Here is a 19,284-nt window from a genome sequence, read left to right as displayed (position 1 = left end):
TGATCAAAATACATCAAACTTCAATATGGGTCGGTGCATCCAAATTTTTAATTACATTAGAAATTTGTTCAGTAGTTTCACAAATAATCACTTTGGCACGATGTTGAGGGGGAAGAAATCCTTCTTCTACTGCATAATCAAGTTGGGCAATCAGTGCATCATAGAAACGATTGACGTTATAAATAATCATTGGTTTTTGATGCTGATTGAGTTGTCCCCAAGTCGCAATTTCTAGAATTTCTTCAAAAGTTCCCAAGCCACCTGGCAGAGCAATAAAGGCACTAGCACGCTCAGCCATTAACGCTTTACGTTCATGCATGGTCTCTACGACGTGTAACTCGGTGAGTTTACTATGAGCAATTTCATAATCCAGCATGAACTCAGGAATGACGCCAACGACTTCGCCACCATGTTCTAAAACCGTATCTGCGACTTGTCCCATTAGACCAATACTGGCACCGCCATATACGATGCCAAAGCCTTGATCAGCGACATGCTGTGCGAGTTCAATCGCTTTATCGCGGTAGATTGGTTTATTACCTGTACGTGAACCACAATATAGCGCAATTAAAGCTTGAGTTGTTTTTGGGAGAGGTGTTGTTCTTTTCTCAGTCATTCTTAGTACACTATTCATTTCGTTTATTTTTCACCTTATCATTTTCATTCTAGTTGTCTAGGCTAAATCACTTTTATGACAGTTTTATGCACATTTTACATACAATCTCTTTTGGCAATACTTAGAAAGAATTTGTAAGAAACATCCACATAAAAAAGGTGAATTTCACTACGATCTTGCCTATACTGAAAATCCTTTTATTAATTTATGTACCTCTATGAGTAGTGGTTGTTGTCGATCCGCTTTGTTTTTATTTCCTAAGAAAAATGTTTTGGCTGCTAATGCCGGCCTTTTAAAATTTAAACTCCAATACCTTGCTGCCAATTTTGCAGAGGAGTCTCGTCAATGATCTTCGAATGGATGTCTGACCCTTCTGCATGGGTTGGTTTGGCGACTCTAGTCGTATTGGAAATCGTATTAGGTATTGATAACCTTGTTTTTATTGCGATTTTGGCGGAAAAATTACCGCCAGAACAACGTGCTGCTGCTCGTAGAATTGGTTTAATTCTCGCATTATTAATGCGTTTGGTTTTGTTGGCATCCATCGCTTGGGTGGTCACTTTAACCCAACCGCTTTTCCATGTGTTCGATCATCCTTTCTCAGGGCGAGATTTGATTCTGTTGTTCGGTGGTGTGTTCTTATTGTTTAAAGGAACAATGGAATTACATGAGCGAATTGAAGGTAAGCAGACCTTAAAAGAAGAAAATCCAGTACATGCTGCATTCTGGATGGTGGTTGTACAGATCGTTGTACTTGATGCGGTATTCTCACTTGATAGTGTAATCACCGCTGTGGGTATGGTCAAAGACCTTTCAGTGATGATGATCGCGGTGACGATTGCGATTGGTATCATGTTGTTGGCAGCACGTCCTTTGATGGAGTTCGTCAACAAACACCCAACCGTTGTGATTCTGTGTCTCGGTTTCTTGATGATGATTGGTTTCTCCTTAGTCGTTGAAGGCTTTGGTTTCCATATTCCGAAAGGCTATTTATACGCAGCGATCGGATTCTCTGTTTTGGTTGAAATGGTCAACCAAACTATGCGTCGTAACCAAGAAAAACTTGTGACAACGACTGACTTGCGCTATCGCACTGCTTCAGCAGTGTTGCGTATGTTGGGCGGCAAAAATGATGGTCAAAACAAAGAAGCGGAAGATGTTTTAGCAACTCAAGCTTATGCCAAAGAAGTCTTTGACGAAGATAATGGTGTGTACCATAGCGTACTTGTACAAGGTGTACTGGGATTGTCGGAACGACCTGTTAAATCGGTCATGACACCTCGTCCAGAGTTAGAGTGGTTAGATTTAGATTCTGATCCTGAAGAGTTAAAACAGCGCTTAATGGCAATGACCCACTCACGTTTAATTATTGCGCGTGGTGAGCTGGATAATATTGAAGGTATTGTTCTGACTCATAAAGTATTAAATGAATATATTGAAACAGGCTCAATTGATTTCACAAAACATATTAGAGAACCTTTGATTGTTCATGAAAATGCGCAAGTGTTGATGGTGATGGAGCAATTACGTCAAGCACCTTTGCAAATGGCGATTGTACTCAATGAATATGGTTCAATTGAGGGTATTGCGACTCCTATTGATGTGCTTGAAGCGATTGCTGGTGAGTTCCCTGATGAGGATGAACTCGAAGCTGCGGCGGCAAGCTTAGAAGACGGTTCGATGTTGCTAGAAGGATCGACTGATATTCGCCATGTGTCATTGTTACTCGGTAAGGACTTAGTTGATGAAAGTGAAGAATATTCAACTTTGTCGGGTTATATTCTTTTCCATTTAGGACGTTTGCCTGAAAATGGTGAAATGATCGAAGCCGATGGTCATCGCTTTGAGGTGGTGACGATGGATGGGCACAAGATTGAAAAAGTGCGCATCATTGCAAAAGACAAAACATCTGAAAAGTAATTCGATTTGTTGAGTTGCTTTAAATCCCTGAGCTAAATCTAATATGTAGAGCAATCACATTATGGTTTTCTCAGGGTTTTTATTTTTGAGAATGAAAAATGACTGTGTTAGAGAATTGCCCTTGCGGACAAGGTTTATACATAAATTGTTGTCAGCCTTTGCATCTAAAACAACAATTTGCTGAACATGCAGAACAGTTGATGCGTTCACGCTATAGCGCATTTGCCTTGCAAAAAATAGATTATATTGTTGAGACGACTGCTTTAGGTCAACAGTCTATGCTTGATCGTGTGGCAATTGCAGATTGGAGTCAGTCCAATCAATGGTTAAAATTAGAAGTGTTACAATACCAGCCTAAACTTGATAAAACTCATGCCTTAGTCGAATTCAAAGCCCATTATTGTGATCAAAATCAGGATGCAAAACAGCAGCATATACATCATGAAATTTCACATTTTGTTTTACATCAGCAGCGTTGGTATTTTCTTGATCCAACCTTGAATATGCAAGTCACCATGAAACAACCGTGTATTTGTGGTTCGGGGAAAAAATTTAAACAATGTTGTGCACAATTCATCTAAGTTTGTCTTAAAATAGCGCACACTTTTATGCCTGATTGAAGGATGTAGGCAGATGTTGCTCACCGTTATTTACATTATTGCCATTACTGCGGAAGCAATGACAGGAGCTCTGTCAGCGGGCCGTCGTAGTATGGACTGGTTCGGTGTGACACTGATTGCCTGTGTGACAGCTTTGGGTGGTGGTTCAGTTCGAGATGTGTTGTTAGGGCATTATCCTTTAACTTGGGTGAAGCATCCTGAGTATTTGGTACTGACGTGTTGTGCCGCATTTGTCACGATTATTATTGCCAAATGGATGAAGCATTTACGCAATATCTTCTTGGTACTTGATGCTTTAGGTTTAATTGGTTTTACCATTATTGGTTGCCAAATTGCGTTGTCGATGGGGTACGGTTTTGTCGTCTCAGCCGTTGCAGGAGTTTTGACAGGAGTATCAGGTGGTATTCTGCGTGATATTCTGTGTAATGACGTGCCTTTAGTGTTCCGCCGTGAGCTATATGCCAGCATCTCCTTTGTTGCTGTGATCTGTTATTGGGTCTGCTTAGAGGTTGGTTTGCCACATGATTTGACCGTTATTTTTACTTTGGTTTTTGGTTTTACTTTACGTTTGATCGCGATTTATTTTGGCTTGGAAATGCCGAAATTTATTTATAAAGAAGATGATGCGGAATCTGCTTCGTCTACGGATGAGCATTGATTGATTAGCTGTATATGCGATGCTTTGAGATAAATTAAAATGAATGATATCAAGTTTGATAAGAAAGATTTTTATAAAAGTAACAAGCTTTTTCTTATCTTGGTGATTGTATATTTTCTGGCACAGTATAAGTTTCAGTTAGATGTTTTAAACATTCTGCATGATCTCCTTTTATTCGGAGTGACTGTCGGATTGTTCAAATTACTAAGAAATACTCAACAAGATCAACTGAATTATCTTATTCCGAATATTATGTTTATTTGTCTCATAATTTTTCAGATTGTATTTAAAAAATAACATCTCTTGTAAGACAGCATTTGACGTTTAAACAACAACAAGGGCTTGTCACAACGCTTTCATCCACATAGCATACAAAGCATTGACGATAACAATGATTTTGGATGACTTGCTGAAATGACCAGCCTTGCACATCATGCAACCGAAAACCGTTCCGTAGCTGAATTCACAGAACAAGCTTATTTAAACTATGCCATGTACGTGATCATGGATCGTGCATTGCCACATATCAGTGATGGTTTAAAACCTGTACAGCGCCGTATCGTATATGCGATGAGTGAGTTAGGTTTAAAATCAACAGGTAAGCCAAAGAAATCTGCACGTACTGTCGGTGATGTACTGGGTAAATACCATCCACATGGTGACTCAGCATGTTATGAAGCGATGGTGTTGATGGCTCAGCCATTTAGTTATCGTTATCCTTTGATCGAAGGTCAAGGCAACTGGGGTTCACCAGACGATCCTAAATCCTTCGCTGCGATGCGATATACCGAAGCTAAGCTATCCGCTTATAGTGAACTATTGCTGAGTGAACTAGGACAGGGCACCAGCGAATGGCAAGATAACTTTGATGGTTCGATGAAAGAACCAATCACGTTACCTGCACGTATTCCCAATATTTTGCTGAATGGCACCACAGGAATTGCGGTGGGGATGGCGACTGACATTCCGCCTCATAACTTACGTGAAGTGGTAAAAGGTACGATTGCATTGATTCGCAATCCTGAAACCACAGATGAAAAATTAGCAGAATACATCCCTGCACCAGATTTACCGACTAAAGCAGAAATTATTACCCCACCTGAAGAATTATTAAAAATTCAAACCACAGGTCGTGGTAGTTATCGTATGCGTGCGGTATATACCATTGATAAAAATGAAATCGTAATTACTGAACTACCGTATCAAGTTTCAGGTTCCAAAGTGATTACTCAAATCGCTGATCAAATGATCGCTAAGAAATTGCCTTTGGTCAGTGATGTACGAGATGAATCGGATCATCAAAACCCAACACGTTTGGTGATTGTACTGCGCTCTAACCGTGTCGATGCAGAAACGGTAATGAGTCACTTATTTGCTACGACGGATTTGGAATCTAGCTATCGCGTCAATCTAAATATGATTGGCGCGGATGGTCGTCCGCAAGTTAAATCGATTCGCCGTATTTTGTTGGAATGGATTGAAATTCGTAAGCAAACGGTGACACGTCGTCTTCAATACCATTTAAATAAAATCGAAAAACGACTGCATATCTTGGCAGGTCTTTTAATTGCTTATCTCGATATTGATACTGTGATTCGAATTATTCGTGAGGAAGATCAACCAAAACCAGTGTTGATGCAGCACTTTGGGATTGATGACATTCAAGCGGAAGCCATTTTAGAGTTAAAGCTTCGTCACCTCGCCAAGCTTGAAGAAATGGAAATTCGTCGTGAGCAGGAAGAGTTAGAAGCGAAAGCTGCGATTATTCGTGAGCAATTGGCAAACCCAGAATCATTGAAGAATTTAATCATAAATGAATTAAAAGAAGATGCTAAAAAGTTCGGTGATGATCGCCGTTCACCTATCGTTACTCGTGCTGATGCTGTACAAATTAAAGAGCAGGACTTAATGCCTGCGGAAACGGTGACGGTTGTTTTATCCGAAGCAGGTTGGGTGAGAGCTGCCAAAGGCGGTGATGTCGATGCTGCGAACTTAAACTATCGTGCTGGCGATCAATATCTCAGCCATGCAGTTGGAAAGACCAATCAGCGGGTGTATTTCTTGGATGAAACAGGTCGAAGCTATGCTTTACCGATCAGTAGTTTGCCATCGGCACGTGGATTGGGTGAGCCTTTAAGTTCTAAACTTGCACCAGCCAGCGGTGTGTCATTTATTCAAGTCTTTATTGAAGATGATGCGAGTGAATTGCTTGCCGTGAGTTCAAATGGTTACGGCTTCAAAACACAAGCAGCTCAACTTGATACCAATGCTAAGGCAGGTAAATCCTTCTTGACTGTGGCAGATAAAGCGACGGCATTACCATTGTTGCCAATTCAGCAAGCGACACATGTTGCAATCTTAAGTTCTGCGGGTAGGTTACTTATCGTTGATTTGACTGAGTTACCTGTGCTGAATAAAGGTAAAGGTAACAAGTTGATACAACTTGATGAAAAAGAGCAAATTTTATCCATGACAACCTTGAATTTAGATGAAATAATCCAAGTCGCTGCAGGACAACAACATCTAAAACTGAAAGGGGATGATCTCCAAAAATATATAGGAAAAAGAGCAACAAAGGGGCAACTTTTACCACGGGGATATCAAAAAGCAAATAGACTCCTCATTCAGAGATAAGGCTAGTATTCTGCGACACAAATACGTTATATATGAAATATATTCATCTTGTGTGAATAGATTGACAAGGCAATTCAAAAAGTTAAAAAAAATGTTTTGCCATGGAAAGTAACGTTGTTACATTTTAAGGATTACACTCGGAGATAATGGCATTATGGAAAAGATTTGGTTTGCTGAATACCAAAAGACAGGAATTCCAGAAACAGTTGCACTGCCTGCTGAAAACACCTCACTTGTTGATATTTTTGAACGCAATTTCCAAAAATTTGGTTCACGTGATGCCTTTATCTTCATGGATAAAGTTTTAACGTATAATGAATTAGAAGTCGCTAGTCGTAAATTCGCAACATATTTACAAAGCCTGGGTTTGGCAAAAGGATCACGCGTTGCGGTGATGATGCCTAACGTATTCCAATACCCAGTGGTTGCTTTAGGTGTATTCCGTGCAGGCTTAGTACTGGTAAATGTGAATCCACTTTACACAGCACGCGAACTTGAGCATCAATTAAATGACTCAGGCGCGGAAGCTCTTGTGATCATTGAAAACTTTGCAAGTGTATACCAAAGCATTATTGGTAAAACGCCTGTGAAGCATGTTGTGGTAGCAACTGTTGGCGATATGTTGGGGACCTTAAAAGGTACGATCGTTAACTTCGTTTTACGTAAAGTGCGTAAGCAAATTCCTGCTTGGAACATTCCAGGTCATGTGAAGTTTAATACTGCATTAAACAAAGTAAGCCCAAGCAATTATAAACGTCCAAGCTTAACCTTGAGTGACACTGCTGTACTTCAGTACACAGGTGGTACAACAGGTGTTTCAAAAGGTGCTGAATTAACTCATCGCAACCTTGTATCAAACTTATTGCAGTGTGACGGAATTTTCTCAAGTAAATTCGGTACGGGTGATGGTGCTAAAGATGACCGTATCGTATGTGCTTTACCGCTTTATCACATCTTTGCATTCATGGTGTGTGCACTTTACGGTATGTACAAAGGTCAAGCGAATATCTTGATTCCTAACCCACGTGACTTACCAGCTGTTGTTGGTGAATTACGCAAATACAAACCTTCATTCTTCCCAGCAGTAAATACATTATTTAATGCTTTAGTGAACAATGAAGAGTTTAAACAACTTGACCATAGCAATCTTAAGATGGCAATGGGTGGTGGTATGGCTGTATTGCCTTCAACTGCTGCTGCTTGGAAGAAAGTAACAGGTACGATCATTATCGAAGGTTATGGTTTATCTGAAACTTCACCAGTTGCAACTGCAAACCCACCAACAACAACTGAGTTTAGTGGCACAATCGGTATTCCATTGCCATTAACAGAAGTTGTATTGCTTGATGATGATGGTAACGAAGTAGCACAAGGCGAACAGGGTGAGATTTCAATCCGTGGTCCTCAAGTCATGAAAGGTTACTGGAACCGTCCTGACGAAACTGAAAAAGTGATGACTAAAGATGGTTTCTTCCGTACTGGTGACGTCGGTATCATGGATACACGTGGTTACTTCAAGATTGTAGACCGTAAGAAAGATATGATCTTGGTTTCAGGCTTTAATGTTTATCCAAGTGAAATCGAAGAAGTGATTGCAAAACATCCTAAAGTATTGGAAGTTGCTGCGATTGGTGTACCTGATGAAAAATCAGGTGAAGTGCCAAAACTATTCATCGTGAAAAAAGATCAGTCATTAACGACTGAAGAAATCTTGGCTTATGCAAAACAAAACTTAACAGGTTACAAATGCCCTCGTTATGTTGAGTTTATGGATGACTTACCAAAATCAAACGTAGGTAAAATCTTACGTAAAGATTTACGTAAACCTGCTTAAGCAACCAACCTTTACACTGCTATAACCGCAGCTCACCCTTTAAAAAAAGGGAGGCTGCAAAAACGCCGCAATCGCGGCGTTTTTTTGTTTGGGTTTATTTAGAGTTATTCGACTTCATTAACCAGCGATCAATATACGGTCGACCTATGCCGACAATCCCGACAAATACAACCATTGTGGCAAGTTGGAAACGTAGACGAGTAGGATCAATCCCATTAAAACTAAAATAATTATCTGCTACAGCGTAAGCAACAATAATACTCAACCAATGCCAAAGCGTTAAACGCTTAATCCCAACAGCATAGAAGGCAATCGTCAGTATAACAAAGGTCCCTAGAGTTGATTGCCAGTTCAAGTTTGCACAAATTACGCTAAGCAAAAATGCCATGATTGGCAGCACGACTTTCAATACACGATCTACGAGGACTTGATGTTGTCGTTGCTGTGCAAGTACTTCAAACATTTCTTTTTGATCTGGATGTTGCATAGTCTAACCCTAGAAAACTAAAAATGAGTTACAAGTGGATGGCATATAAACTTGAGAGATTTGTCGAATATACACAAATGAAAATTAAATAAATTTTAGGTTATGATAGCATGATCAAAAGAATTTCAAGTGACGGATGTGAGCATGCAAGGTATTGGCGGCATTATATTGATTATTATCGTCGCGTGTCTGTTGCCCTATGTTTTCACCTTGATTGCAAAATCGAAGGGTGGTTTTCAAGCAAAAGATAATCAGAATCCGCGTGAATTTCTAGCTAAAACGACAGGTTTGGCCGCACGTGCCAATGCTGTACAGCAAAATAGTTTTGAAAGCTTACCTTTGTTTATTGCGGCTATATTAATGGCTGAATATATGGTGGTACCTGAGAAATTTATTATGACTTTAGGTTGGGCTTATATCGTTTGTCGCGTGATTTACGGTATTTGTTATCTAGCGAATTTAGCGACTTTGCGTTCGATCATTTGGTTTTTTTCGCTACTTTGTCCGATTCTCCTTTTTGTGATTACTGTCAAAATGACTTAAGGTGAATAAAATAGAAAATTCTCTAGCTAGTGGTTTTCTAGCATCATTTTCATTGTATTCACGTTATAATCTCTCGGATTTACATCTAAGTTCACCAATATAAACGAGTGTTGATATGAGTTATAGCAATATTCCTGCGGGTAAAGACGCACCAAACGACATTTATGTCATCATTGAAATTCCTGCAAATGCAGCACCTATCAAATACGAAATCGATAAAGATTCGGATGCGTTATTTGTAGATCGTTTTATGGGTACAGCAATGTTCTACCCTGCGAACTACGGTTATGTGCCAAATACATTATCTGAAGATGGTGACCCATTAGACGTTCTTGTTGTAACGCCACATCCTGTTGCTGCTGGTTCTGTGATTCGTTGCCGTCCAGTTGGTAAATTAAATATGGAAGATGATGGTGGTATTGATGCGAAACTCATCGCAGTTCCACATGAGAAGTTATCTCCTCTCTATAAAGATGTTAAAGAATATACAGATCTTCCTCCTTTATTGATTAGCCAAGTTGAGCATTTCTTTGCACATTACAAAGATTTAGAGCCTGGAAAATGGGTAAAAATTAGCGGTTGGGAAAGTGCTGATGTTGCTAAAGCTGAAGTGCTTAAAGCGATCGAAGCTGCTAAGAAGTAATTTTCTGAGTAGATTCAGCTAGATTTTATGATTTAAAGTCTAGCTGATAAAAAAACCTCCATTCAATTGAATGGAGGTTTTTTTATGACTTAAATAAAGCTGTGAATTAGAACAGTTTCACAGGAATATCAAGGAACAAACGCCATTCATTGGTTGAGCCAATGACATTGCTGACATATTGACCAGAAACATTATTATAGGTATCACTTGAACGTAAGTAAGAATAGCGAACACGTAGGCTTGCATCTTTCAATGCACCTGTTTGAACTGTATATTTGACTTGGTTAAAGAACTCATGTTCTTCGGCTTGGTCAATGATTTTTGAGCGATCTGTTATTTTAGCGATATCAATATCCCAACCATAAACAAATGCAGTTGTCCAGTTTAGACCAGGTAAACCGTGATTTTTGAAGTTGTAGTTATATTGTAGCCCGACAGATTTTTCATCATTACCATTAAAGTCACCTAAATAGGAATTAGGGACACAGATACTTTGTAAACCATCAGCATTATAGCCATAGTCATATCCAGTATTACCTGTGTTATCTTGATAAGAAAGCATGACATTATGTACATCTTTGCCATAGCCCACTGAAACAGCCCAAATCGAGTTTTTACGGTTTGCTAGATCATCTGTGGTATGTGAATCAGTGAGTGCATCTTTATCCCATTTTGTATGATAACCCATGGCATCAAGTGTTAAGGTACTCTTGTCTTTTAAGCTTTGGGTAAAGTTTACATTAGCATAATGACGTTCTAACTTATCTTGAACATCTAAGCCATAATACGATGAATTGAGTTGATCATTAAATTTATATTTAGCACCCCAAACTACTGCACGATCAAGCCCTTGACCTGTCACATCTTTATCGGTACTAATTTGGTTTGACATTTGGTTTTTTGTGAATTTACCTGCAACCACATTTAGATTTGGAATTTCATTACTTTCAATGAAAACACCTGTGTAATACTCAGGCACTAAACGGGCTTGATTACTTGCCATGACAGGAAGTGTTGACACCTGTGTACCATAAGTCACGGTTGTGTTGGAAATACGTGCTTTCACATTGGCACCACCACGAGCCCAATGATCATAAGCAAATCCACGATCATCTACAGGAATCATTTGATTACCCGTATTATTATTCGCACCAAGCTTGAAAGATGCATCACCTACTAGGCCAACACCAAAGCCAACAACACCCTTTGTAAAGCCTGATTGAAGATCAAAAATGGCAGTTTGCGCTGTTGAGCTTGTATCATTTGTTAAACCGTCTTTTTTATCACGATTTAAAAAGCCTGTGCGGAACAATACTGAACCATTTGCATCCTCAATAAAACCTTTAGCTTCGCTTTGTTCGCTTGCATATGTTGAGGAGATCAATGCGGCATTAATCAAAACCGCTAATGTTATTTTCTTTGCCTTTGGCATAGGTAGCCTCATAATAAATAAAATCAATTTTGGTCAGAATCAAAATTTTGACCAATTGTATAAGTTATGCATGAAAAAGATAGATTTTTATTAAAATATTTTAATTAAATTTACACAAAATTAGGATAAGATTTTTTGTTTTTATTCCTGTATAAAAAATAGATAAATTAAAATTAAATCAATGATATTTAATAAATAATTAATATCTTATTATTGTGATTAATATCGATTATTTTTTGATTATTTTTATGTAAAATATGTGACGATATTGAATAATTTTTTTTTAATTTAAATAGTTATTTACTAACTGGTTAAAAAGTGATTAATTTGAGTTTGCAAAAACTAACATCCCGATAAATGGTCGTTATTTTTGTGTAGAAAATATTCAGATCAGTACCTAAATTCGGTTATGCACTTTTATTGGGCGTGATTTCCCTGCCATTTTGATTGTAACTTAAAATAATCTCTGTCGTATGATTGTTGATCATTCTATTTGCATTATTCTTGTGCGAAAAAATAATTTATCTAGCTTTGTGCTTAAAAATGGATCATAAATAGAGAGAAAGATGCAATAAAAAGCATTTTGTAATTATTTTTATTATAACTATGACGATTTTATGACATGAGCACTAGGTTTTATGGTGCTTCAGTTAAGTTGGCATAGCATTTGCTATTCACATAGTGATGCAACTTAAAACATAAATCAGTCGAATATCCATCATGGGGGAGATCAGTATGATGAAATTTGCATGTAAAGCGATCGCGTTAAGTATTTTTGCTGTGACTTCGACTTTTGCTATGGCAGAAGATAAACCTTCATTCTATGGCGTTACTGCGTCAGGCAACGTATCAGCAGTAACGGATTACCGTTTTCGTGGTGTGACCCAGTCTTCAAACAACCCTGCGATTCAAGGTGGTTTTACTTTTTCACATACTTCAGGTGCATATTTAGCACTTTGGGGTTCAAGTGTTGACTTTAGTATTCCTGGTGTTTCAACTGAAACGGATGCGACACTCGGATTTACAAATAGCTTTGCTTTAACCGATAAAGTTAAACCGACTTATGATGTTGGTGTAATTCATTACGGCTATATTGGTTCAAAATCTAATTATACAAATGCTTATAATGGTAAGAAAGGTTTAGCGTTTACAGAAGTATTCGGTAAACTTACTTTCCCTGAAACATTATTAGCAGGCGATGCTCTAAGCGTAGGTGTAAATTATTCACCTGATTACTGGGGTAGAACGGATGATTTTTGGTATTTCAATTTAGGTTATTCTGCGCCTATTGCTAGTACTGGTTTAACAGGTTTAGCATCTGTAGGATACAACAAGCATAAAAACAAACATGCTTTAGGTGTTGTTGCTGGTGGTCCAGGTACAGATAAAAATTATGTCGACTATAAAGTTGGTGTAAATTATAACTTACTTGGTATTCTTGCTGAAGTTGATGTGGTTGGTACAAATGTCAGTACTTCAGGTATGAGTGATAATGCGAAGAAACCGTATGACACAGGTGTGTTATTTAGTTTAACGAAAACATTCTAATTCCTAAACGGAATAGATAAGTAAAAGCCAGCAGACATGCTGGCTTTTTTATTTGTCAGTAAAAAGAAAGTAATGGCTACTCATATTTTGCTTGAACTTATTTTTGCACCAATATTTCTATCTGCATGTACGATTGCCGCACTATTTTAATAGACTGTGTTTTTGGTGAAAGTAAATTTCTCTCCGAAATCGTTGTCAACATGAGTCAAGCTATATTCTTTTCCGTTTTCTATTTTTCGATAGCCTTTTAGAAAAACATCTGTTCCTACACCCCATCATCGTTTATCCGTACTGACCATGATTGCACCATTTGGATACATCTGTTGCACAGGGCCATCAAACATAAATCCATACGGAATATAAAGTGCTTTATGTACTTCCTCCTTACGGACTTCCATAAAGAACGGATTATTTTGATCAATCAGTTTCGAGTCTCGTAATACGCTTGATGCACGTTTATTATAAAAATCAATGATATTGAGTTCATTCTTGGCATAAACTAAGAGTGCTTTGATACTTTGTAAGTTTAAGGTTTTATTCTGCCCCAATAAGGCATTATATTTTTCAAGCAGTAACGAAGCCTGAGATGGTGTAATGTCATTAATGATAATACAGTCTTCGCCATTTCCAAGCGCGGCTTGCCATGCTGAGTCAACACCATTATAAAAGACGATGCCTCTACCTCGTTTAATTTGTTGACCTACATATCGACTTTGTTGTGGAAAGATAAGTGCTTCGCCGCCATGTAAGAGTGCAGGAACAAAAATAATAAAACGTTGAGTCCGATTGACAACTTTAAGCCCATGTTGAAAGTCACTTGGCTTTAGCTTTAATAAGGGTAATGTCTGATTCATCTTATTTTTTCTATTTTTAGTCCGTTAATTTATCCTCGATAGGACAATGCTTCGGTTAAATGGCTGCTCAAAATTGGATCACTTTCGGCTAGGTCGGCGATTGTACGTGCAACGCGTAAGACCCGATGATAGGCACGCGCGGAAAGATTTAAGCGTTGTTGCGCCATTTCAATAATTTTGACTGAGTCTTGATCTAAAAGCGCATGTTTTTCCAACAACTTTGGAGAAAGCGCTTGATTTAAACACTGCTGTCTGTGGATTTGTTTCTCGTACGCGGTGATGACACGCTGTCGTACAATTTCAGAATTCTCAGTCGTTGTGTGGTCTTGTAATTCTTTGGCTTGTAAGGGAGGTACATCAATATGTAAATCAATACGATCCAATAGTGGTCCAGAGATACGGTTTTGATAACGTTGAATACTTTCAGGTGAACATTGGCAGCGACTGTCCCGATTAAATGCATAACCACAAGGACATGGATTCATTGCAGCAATAAACTGAAAATTTGCAGGAAACGTCATTTGTCTGGCGGCGCGAGAAATCACAATCTCTTTTGACTCAAGTGGTTGTCTAAGAACTTCTAAAACTTTACGATCAAATTCAGGGAGTTCATCTAAGAATAAGACTCCTAAATGTGCAAGCGTAATTTCTCCCGGTTTTGGTTGTGAACCACTGTCATTTCCAAAGAACTATGCGACAATATGATTTAGGCTCAATGACTTAGACCCCATTTTACAAAGAACTATGCGACAAATTTTATAAAGAACTATGCAACGGAACCTAGAATGAACAATCAATCATGCGACACCGTTAACATCGTACCAGCTCGAAGAAAAATTGGTAATACACGCATTAGTGTATCTGGTTTATACCCTTTTAAAAAAGATTCCGCAGTGGCCTTTGAATCAACATTGGAACGCGATTTTCTCATTCGATTAGAGGTTGACCCTAATGTTCTTGCTGTTGAGTCTCAACCCTTTACCATTGAGTATTTTGATAATGGACAGAAACGAGTTTATACCCCTGACTTTCTCGTAACTTATAAGCATGATGATTTTCTTCCATTTATTGCACCTAAACTGGTTGAAGTAAAACCTATAGATGAATTGCAAGTTAATTTACATTTATGGAAAGCTAGATATCGTGCTGCCATGAGGGTATGCAAAGAAGAGGGTTGGAAATTTCATATTGCACATGAGGGTCGGATTCGGGATCAGTTATGGTCGAATGCCATGTTTTTACAAAAGTACCGAAAGATGGAATTTCCTCCTGCCGATTCAATGCACCTATTGGCTTATGTGAGAGATCGAGGAGCCGTAACTTTTGAGACTCTATTAGCCAGACATTTCCTTGGCAAATGGGACAGAGCAAATGGAATTAGTCAAATTTGGTATTTAGTTGCTCATGGTTATCTGGTTTGCGATTTAAATGCACCTTTACAGCCATCTACTGAACTTTGGGTAAGTGGGAGTTTGTCATGAATGATAGACGTGTGAATATCAAAATAGCTGCTGGGGAGCCTGTTCAGATAAAAGGGATTCCCCATACGATTATTGAAGTCATTGACCTGAAATCAGTTTTTGTTGAAAACAATAATACAGGTAGGAAAAATGTTGCGGCTATCAGTGAATTAAGGCCGTCAATAGCTGTGGAACAACATGAAGATCTAGAGCTCATCGCTGATAAAGACTGGATTGAGGCTGAAAGGCGTTTCAACATCATCCGTCCTTTCATTGAGGGAGGTGTGAGTGGTCGTAAGGAAGTAGAATTACGTGCTCAGGAACATGATATAAATCCAGCCACCATATATAGATGGTTAAAAATTTATAAAGCATATGGAACTATTGATGGATTGCGACCTAGAAAAGAGGGATTGCCACAAGGCAAGAAGATAATTAATAAACATGCTGAAGCAATCATTGAAAAAGCCATCAACGATTTATACCTAACTAATCAAAGAATAAGTGTTCAAAAAGTTGTACTTGAAGTGAAACGCTTATGTCATGAATACCATATCCTAGAGGTGCCTCATGCCAATACAGTAAGAAATCGTATTGCAGCGATTAGCCAGAGAGACTCTCTTCGTAAGAGGGGGTATAAGGAAAAGGCCGATAACAAATTTACACCTGCCGCAGGGAAATTCCCTCATGCTGATTATCCACTTGCCGTTGTACAGATTGACCATACACCCGTTGATCTTATTCTGGTTGATGATTTTAGCAGGTGCCCTATAGGACGACCTTTTCTTACATTGGCAATTGATGTGCGTACAAGGGTAGTTGTGGGATATTACTTATCATTAGATGCTCCCTCTGTTATGTCGATTGCAATGAGCGTTTCTCAAGCTGTACTGCCCAAAGAGAAATGGCTAGCTTCGCGCAAGATTCAAGCTGAATGGCCTGTCTGGGGAATTATGAACACCATTCATGTCGATAATGGACCTGAGTTTCACTCAGAAACTTTCAGAAATGCCTGTATGGCACATGATATTCGTCTGGAATACCGACCAGTTAAAAAACCACGTTTTGGTGGGCACATTGAACGTTTGATGGGAACATTTGCAACGGATATTCACGCAGTTCCAGGAACAACTTTTTCAAATATTTTTGAAAGAAAAGGCTATAACTCAGATACGGAAGCAGTTTTCACATTTTCCGAATTTGAGGACTGGCTAATTGATTTTATCTGTAATGTTTACCACAAAAGAAAACACTCTGCTTTAGGTACTTCTCCACTACATGCTTTTGAGTTGGGTATCTTTGGCGATAAAAACACGTTAGGTTCTGGAGCTGCCAGATTGCCTGCAAATGATCATAATTTCTTTCTTGATTTTCTACCAAGTTTTGAAAGGACGATTCAAACAACAGGTGTAACAATTGATGGCCTTGCTTATTATGCTGATGTATTAAGAGGTTGGATTAATGCTGTAGACCCCTATAATCAAAAGGAAAAACGTAAATTTATCTTTAGGCGTGATCCAAGAAATATTAGTGAGATATGGTTCTTTGATCCCGAAATCAAAAATTATTTTAAGGTACCTTTAGCGGATCAAAGTATTCCGCCATTTAGTATTTGGTGATGTGTGCTGAGAAAACAGGAGGTTTTAACTTGGTAAACTATAGACACTCATCAGGAGTTTACCATGAGCAAGAAACAGAAGACTTACACCGCAGAATTTAAAGTTGAAGCAATAAAATTGATTGAAGCCAATCAAGGCAATGTATCGGAAACAGCCAGACAACTTGGCATTTCAATGCAAACTCTTTCAAATTGGAATAATAAAGCAAAGACTGGCACCTTAGCAGGCACTAAACAATATTCACCTGATCTAAATGCCTTACTCGAAGAAAATAAAAAGCTCAAACAACAGCTCAAAACAGCTGAAATGGAACGTGAATTTCTAAAAAAGGCAGCAGCGTACTTTGCGAAAGAAAGTCAGTAAGGTACGCCTATATGAAACAGCAAAGATATTTATTCCCGATTAGCTTTATGGCTAGATTACTTCACGTTTCAGTGTCACGATTTTATGATTGGCTAAAACGAGGCATGAATAAAAGATTGGTTCAGCGAAATCAACAGACAATTTTGGTCAAAATAGCTCATGAGGAAACTAAACAAAGCTATGGCTATATTCGATTAACTAAGCATTTACAAGCGCAAGGTATCAAAATCAGTACGTATGCTGTACGTCAAATAAAAAAGCTCAACCAGCTGTATTGTAAGCGTCATAAGCGTTTCAAAAGAACTACGAAGAGTGATCATAATCGAGCGATCTACGCAAATTTACTAGAGCAACAGTTTTCAATGACTAAGCCCAATCTTGCATGGTCAAGCGATATTACATACATTTGGACTGCTGAAGGTTGGTTATACTTGGCAGCAGTAAAAGACCTGTACACGAAACAAGTGGTTGGCTATAGCTTAAATGAGCGTATGACCGCACAACTTGTTTGCAATGCACTGACTATGGCGATTCGTAATCAAAAACCAACGAAAGGCTTAATTGTTCATTCGGACAGAGGCAGCCAATATTGCAGCCATGAATATCGAAAGATACTGGAAAAATGTGATTTTCAAGGTTCAATGAGCAAACGTGGGGACTGTTACGATAATGCACCGATTGAAAGTTTCTGGGGCATACTCAAGAATGAATTAGTGCATCATTGCAACTATAAAACCAGAGATGAAGCTAAAGCAGATATTACAAAATACATTGTGTTATTTTATAATCAGCGAAGAATTCAAAAGAGTTTGGATTTTAAAACGCCAAATCAAATAGCAGAGAACTTTTATCGGTTAGCTGCCTAGCATATCCCAAGTGAAAGTCTCCTGCTAATTCAGCACATATCATGGGAACACAAAAAGATTCAGGAACTAAAGAAGGAAACTGGCGAATATCTAAAAGATCATGAACTTGGACAGGCTCTAGCTAAACTTAGGGAACGTGTTCAGGAAGCAAGCACTAAAACTCGACGGGCTCGCAGATCACGTCAGCGCAGTACCCAACACCAAATGAGTGTTAACCCTGCATCAATTCAGGGCAAAAAACATCAACAAGAGAGTACGATTTTGGAGCAACAGCTTGAAAGCGTATATGGTTTATTGCCTCTCGATGAACTGGAAAATGATGAGGATATTTCATGAGTAACTATTCACATGTTTTTCAAGAGTTTCGCCCTATTGTGGAACAGTCTATTGAGGACAGGCTCTACTTCCTGGAAGAGGACCGATGGATTGGGTATCCAGCAGCCAATGACTTACTAGACCAATTGAAAGGATTCCTGACACTTCCGAAGCGGAGCCGTATGCCCAACTTACTGGTATTGAGTAAGCCAAATAATGGTAAGACCTCAATTATTAATCAGTTCTTTAAGCTGTATGGGGAGGGTCATATCAATGCAGAAAATAATGCAGTAAAACCTGTAATTATTGTGCAGGCACCTGTTTCACCTGATGAAAAAGCTTTGTATATGGCTATTCTTGATAAGTTCTGGGTTCCCTTTCGAGAAAGAGACCCCGTTGCGAAGCTACGTTACCAAGTGGTCCATTGCCTTAAACTTTACGAGGTAAAACTCCTCATTATCGACGAAATGAATTCTTTATTATGTGGCAGCCCGATTAAGCAAAGAACTGTAATGAATGCAATTAAGTATTTGTGTAATGAAACACAGATACCCATTGTCGGGTTTGGTACAGAAGAAGCGATTAGTGTCCTGCGTACTGATCCACAGCATGTAAGTCGTTTTCGTGTGGTTAATTTGCCCTTATGGAAACTAGATAAGGACTTTCAAGCCATGGTAAATAAGTTTGAAAAAGTTCTTCCACTCAAACAGGCTTCAAAACTAGCTGAGCCAGCAACAGTAAAATATCTACATGATATTACCGATGGAAATTTAGGTAATCTGCGAACGATTTTACGGGAAGCTGCAAAGAAAGCTATTGTTTCTGGTCAGGAGTTTATCGACCGTAGCTTACTAGAAAGTGTGAAATAAGCT

General features: G+C 38.6%; 15 protein-coding genes and 3 pseudogenes. 13 read left to right on the top strand and 5 right to left on the bottom strand.

Translation table 11 applies throughout. The features are described 5' to 3' along the window. Positions 1-13: 13 nt before the first annotated feature. On the bottom strand, positions 14-634 hold the full coding sequence (locus Q9Q86_RS11680) for a TIGR00730 family Rossman fold protein (protein WP_004917099.1): 621 nt from the start codon (positions 632-634) through the stop codon (positions 14-16). Positions 635-961: 327 nt separating this feature from the next. On the opposite strand from Q9Q86_RS11680, the gene Q9Q86_RS11675 reads away from it, so the two are divergent. The 5 genes from Q9Q86_RS11675 (at position 962) to Q9Q86_RS11655 (ending at position 8,282) form a co-directional block, all read left to right on the top strand. After that, positions 962-2,536 carry a TerC family protein gene (locus tag Q9Q86_RS11675; RefSeq protein ID WP_004917094.1) on the top strand — a complete coding sequence of 525 codons (1,575 nt, stop codon included), beginning with the start codon at positions 962-964 and terminating at the stop codon, positions 2,534-2,536. A gap of 98 nt (positions 2,537-2,634) precedes the next feature. Further along, positions 2,635-3,117 (top strand): YchJ family protein, encoded by a 483-nt coding sequence (locus Q9Q86_RS11670; protein ID WP_112986904.1) that lies wholly within the window; start codon positions 2,635-2,637, stop codon positions 3,115-3,117. A gap of 52 nt (positions 3,118-3,169) precedes the next feature. Further along, positions 3,170-3,814: a trimeric intracellular cation channel family protein gene (locus tag Q9Q86_RS11665; protein WP_112986903.1), complete on the top strand. Its 645-nt coding sequence runs from the start codon at positions 3,170-3,172 to the stop codon at positions 3,812-3,814. A 414-nt stretch (positions 3,815-4,228) separates the two neighbouring features. Further along, positions 4,229-6,448: a DNA topoisomerase IV subunit A gene (parC, locus tag Q9Q86_RS11660; protein ID WP_004917083.1), complete on the top strand. Its 2,220-nt coding sequence runs from the start codon at positions 4,229-4,231 to the stop codon at positions 6,446-6,448. Positions 6,449-6,602: 154 nt separating this feature from the next. Continuing rightward, the gene (locus Q9Q86_RS11655) at positions 6,603-8,282 is read left to right on the top strand and encodes a long-chain-fatty-acid--CoA ligase (protein WP_004958444.1); all 1,680 of its coding nucleotides are present in this window, start codon (positions 6,603-6,605) and stop codon (positions 8,280-8,282) included. A gap of 94 nt (positions 8,283-8,376) precedes the next feature. Here Q9Q86_RS11655 and Q9Q86_RS11650 read toward each other — a convergent pair whose 3' ends face one another. Further along, a complete protein-coding gene (locus tag Q9Q86_RS11650; protein WP_004958447.1) occupies positions 8,377-8,769 on the bottom strand; it encodes a hypothetical protein in 393 nt (130 codons plus the stop codon). Between the two features lie 144 nt (positions 8,770-8,913). On the opposite strand from Q9Q86_RS11650, the gene Q9Q86_RS11645 reads away from it, so the two are divergent. Both Q9Q86_RS11645 and ppa read left to right on the top strand, forming a co-directional pair. Further along, positions 8,914-9,312, top strand: coding sequence for an MAPEG family protein (locus Q9Q86_RS11645; RefSeq protein ID WP_004957262.1), 399 nt, complete (start codon positions 8,914-8,916; stop codon positions 9,310-9,312). Positions 9,313-9,427: 115 nt separating this feature from the next. After that, positions 9,428-9,955 carry an inorganic diphosphatase gene (gene ppa / locus Q9Q86_RS11640; RefSeq protein ID WP_004957263.1) on the top strand — a complete coding sequence of 176 codons (528 nt, stop codon included), beginning with the start codon at positions 9,428-9,430 and terminating at the stop codon, positions 9,953-9,955. A 106-nt stretch (positions 9,956-10,061) separates the two neighbouring features. Here ppa and Q9Q86_RS11635 read toward each other — a convergent pair whose 3' ends face one another. Further along, positions 10,062-11,387, bottom strand: a complete 1,326-nt coding sequence (locus Q9Q86_RS11635) for an OprD family outer membrane porin (RefSeq protein ID WP_112987536.1) — start codon at positions 11,385-11,387, stop codon at positions 10,062-10,064. 735 nt (positions 11,388-12,122) lie between these two features. On the opposite strand from Q9Q86_RS11635, the gene Q9Q86_RS11630 reads away from it, so the two are divergent. Beyond that, positions 12,123-12,935: a TorF family putative porin gene (locus Q9Q86_RS11630; RefSeq protein ID WP_112987537.1), complete on the top strand. Its 813-nt coding sequence runs from the start codon at positions 12,123-12,125 to the stop codon at positions 12,933-12,935. Between the two features lie 275 nt (positions 12,936-13,210). Here Q9Q86_RS11630 and Q9Q86_RS11625 read toward each other — a convergent pair whose 3' ends face one another. Together Q9Q86_RS11625 and Q9Q86_RS11620 are read right to left on the bottom strand one after the other, a co-directional pair. Beyond that, complete coding sequence (locus Q9Q86_RS11625; protein WP_227540307.1) at positions 13,211-13,789, bottom strand: hypothetical protein; 579 nt, start codon at positions 13,787-13,789, stop codon at positions 13,211-13,213. 29 nt (positions 13,790-13,818) lie between these two features. Continuing rightward, positions 13,819-14,460 (bottom strand): annotated as a pseudogene (locus Q9Q86_RS11620) (ATP-binding protein); the annotation flags it as partial. A 114-nt stretch (positions 14,461-14,574) separates the two neighbouring features. Here Q9Q86_RS11620 and Q9Q86_RS11615 point away from each other — a divergent pair. The 5 genes and pseudogenes from Q9Q86_RS11615 to Q9Q86_RS11595 all read left to right on the top strand — a co-directional run bounded on the left by Q9Q86_RS11615 (position 14,575) and on the right by Q9Q86_RS11595 (position 19,281). Further along, the gene (locus Q9Q86_RS11615) at positions 14,575-15,270 is read left to right on the top strand and encodes a heteromeric transposase endonuclease subunit TnsA (protein WP_004756440.1); all 696 of its coding nucleotides are present in this window, start codon (positions 14,575-14,577) and stop codon (positions 15,268-15,270) included. Then, positions 15,267-16,865, top strand: a pseudogene (locus Q9Q86_RS11610) (Mu transposase C-terminal domain-containing protein); the annotation flags it as partial. The gene Q9Q86_RS11615 and the pseudogene Q9Q86_RS11610, both read left to right, overlap by 4 nt. Before the next feature lie 66 nt (positions 16,866-16,931). Continuing rightward, positions 16,932-18,097, top strand: a protein-coding gene (locus Q9Q86_RS11605; RefSeq protein WP_089024808.1) for an IS3-like element ISAba21 family transposase whose coding sequence is annotated in 2 segments (ribosomal slippage) — positions 16,932-17,190 and positions 17,190-18,097 — 1,167 coding nt in all. Because the reading frame shifts where the segments join, the coding sequence is not laid out codon by codon here. Between the two features lie 42 nt (positions 18,098-18,139). Next, a pseudogene (locus tag Q9Q86_RS11600) lies at positions 18,140-18,433 on the top strand (transposase); the annotation flags it as partial. Then, a complete protein-coding gene (locus Q9Q86_RS11595) occupies positions 18,430-19,281 on the top strand; it encodes a TniB family NTP-binding protein (protein ID WP_004756436.1) in 852 nt (283 codons plus the stop codon). The pseudogene Q9Q86_RS11600 and the gene Q9Q86_RS11595, both read left to right, overlap by 4 nt. The last annotated feature ends 3 nt before the right edge of the window (positions 19,282-19,284 follow it).

It is taken from the genome of Acinetobacter sp. A22 (assembly GCF_030913345.1).
GTDB classification, from domain to species: Bacteria; Pseudomonadota; Gammaproteobacteria; order Pseudomonadales; family Moraxellaceae; genus Acinetobacter; species Acinetobacter junii.
Note: the sequence above shows the minus strand (reverse complement) of the source record. Positions and strands in the feature narration are given on the sequence as shown.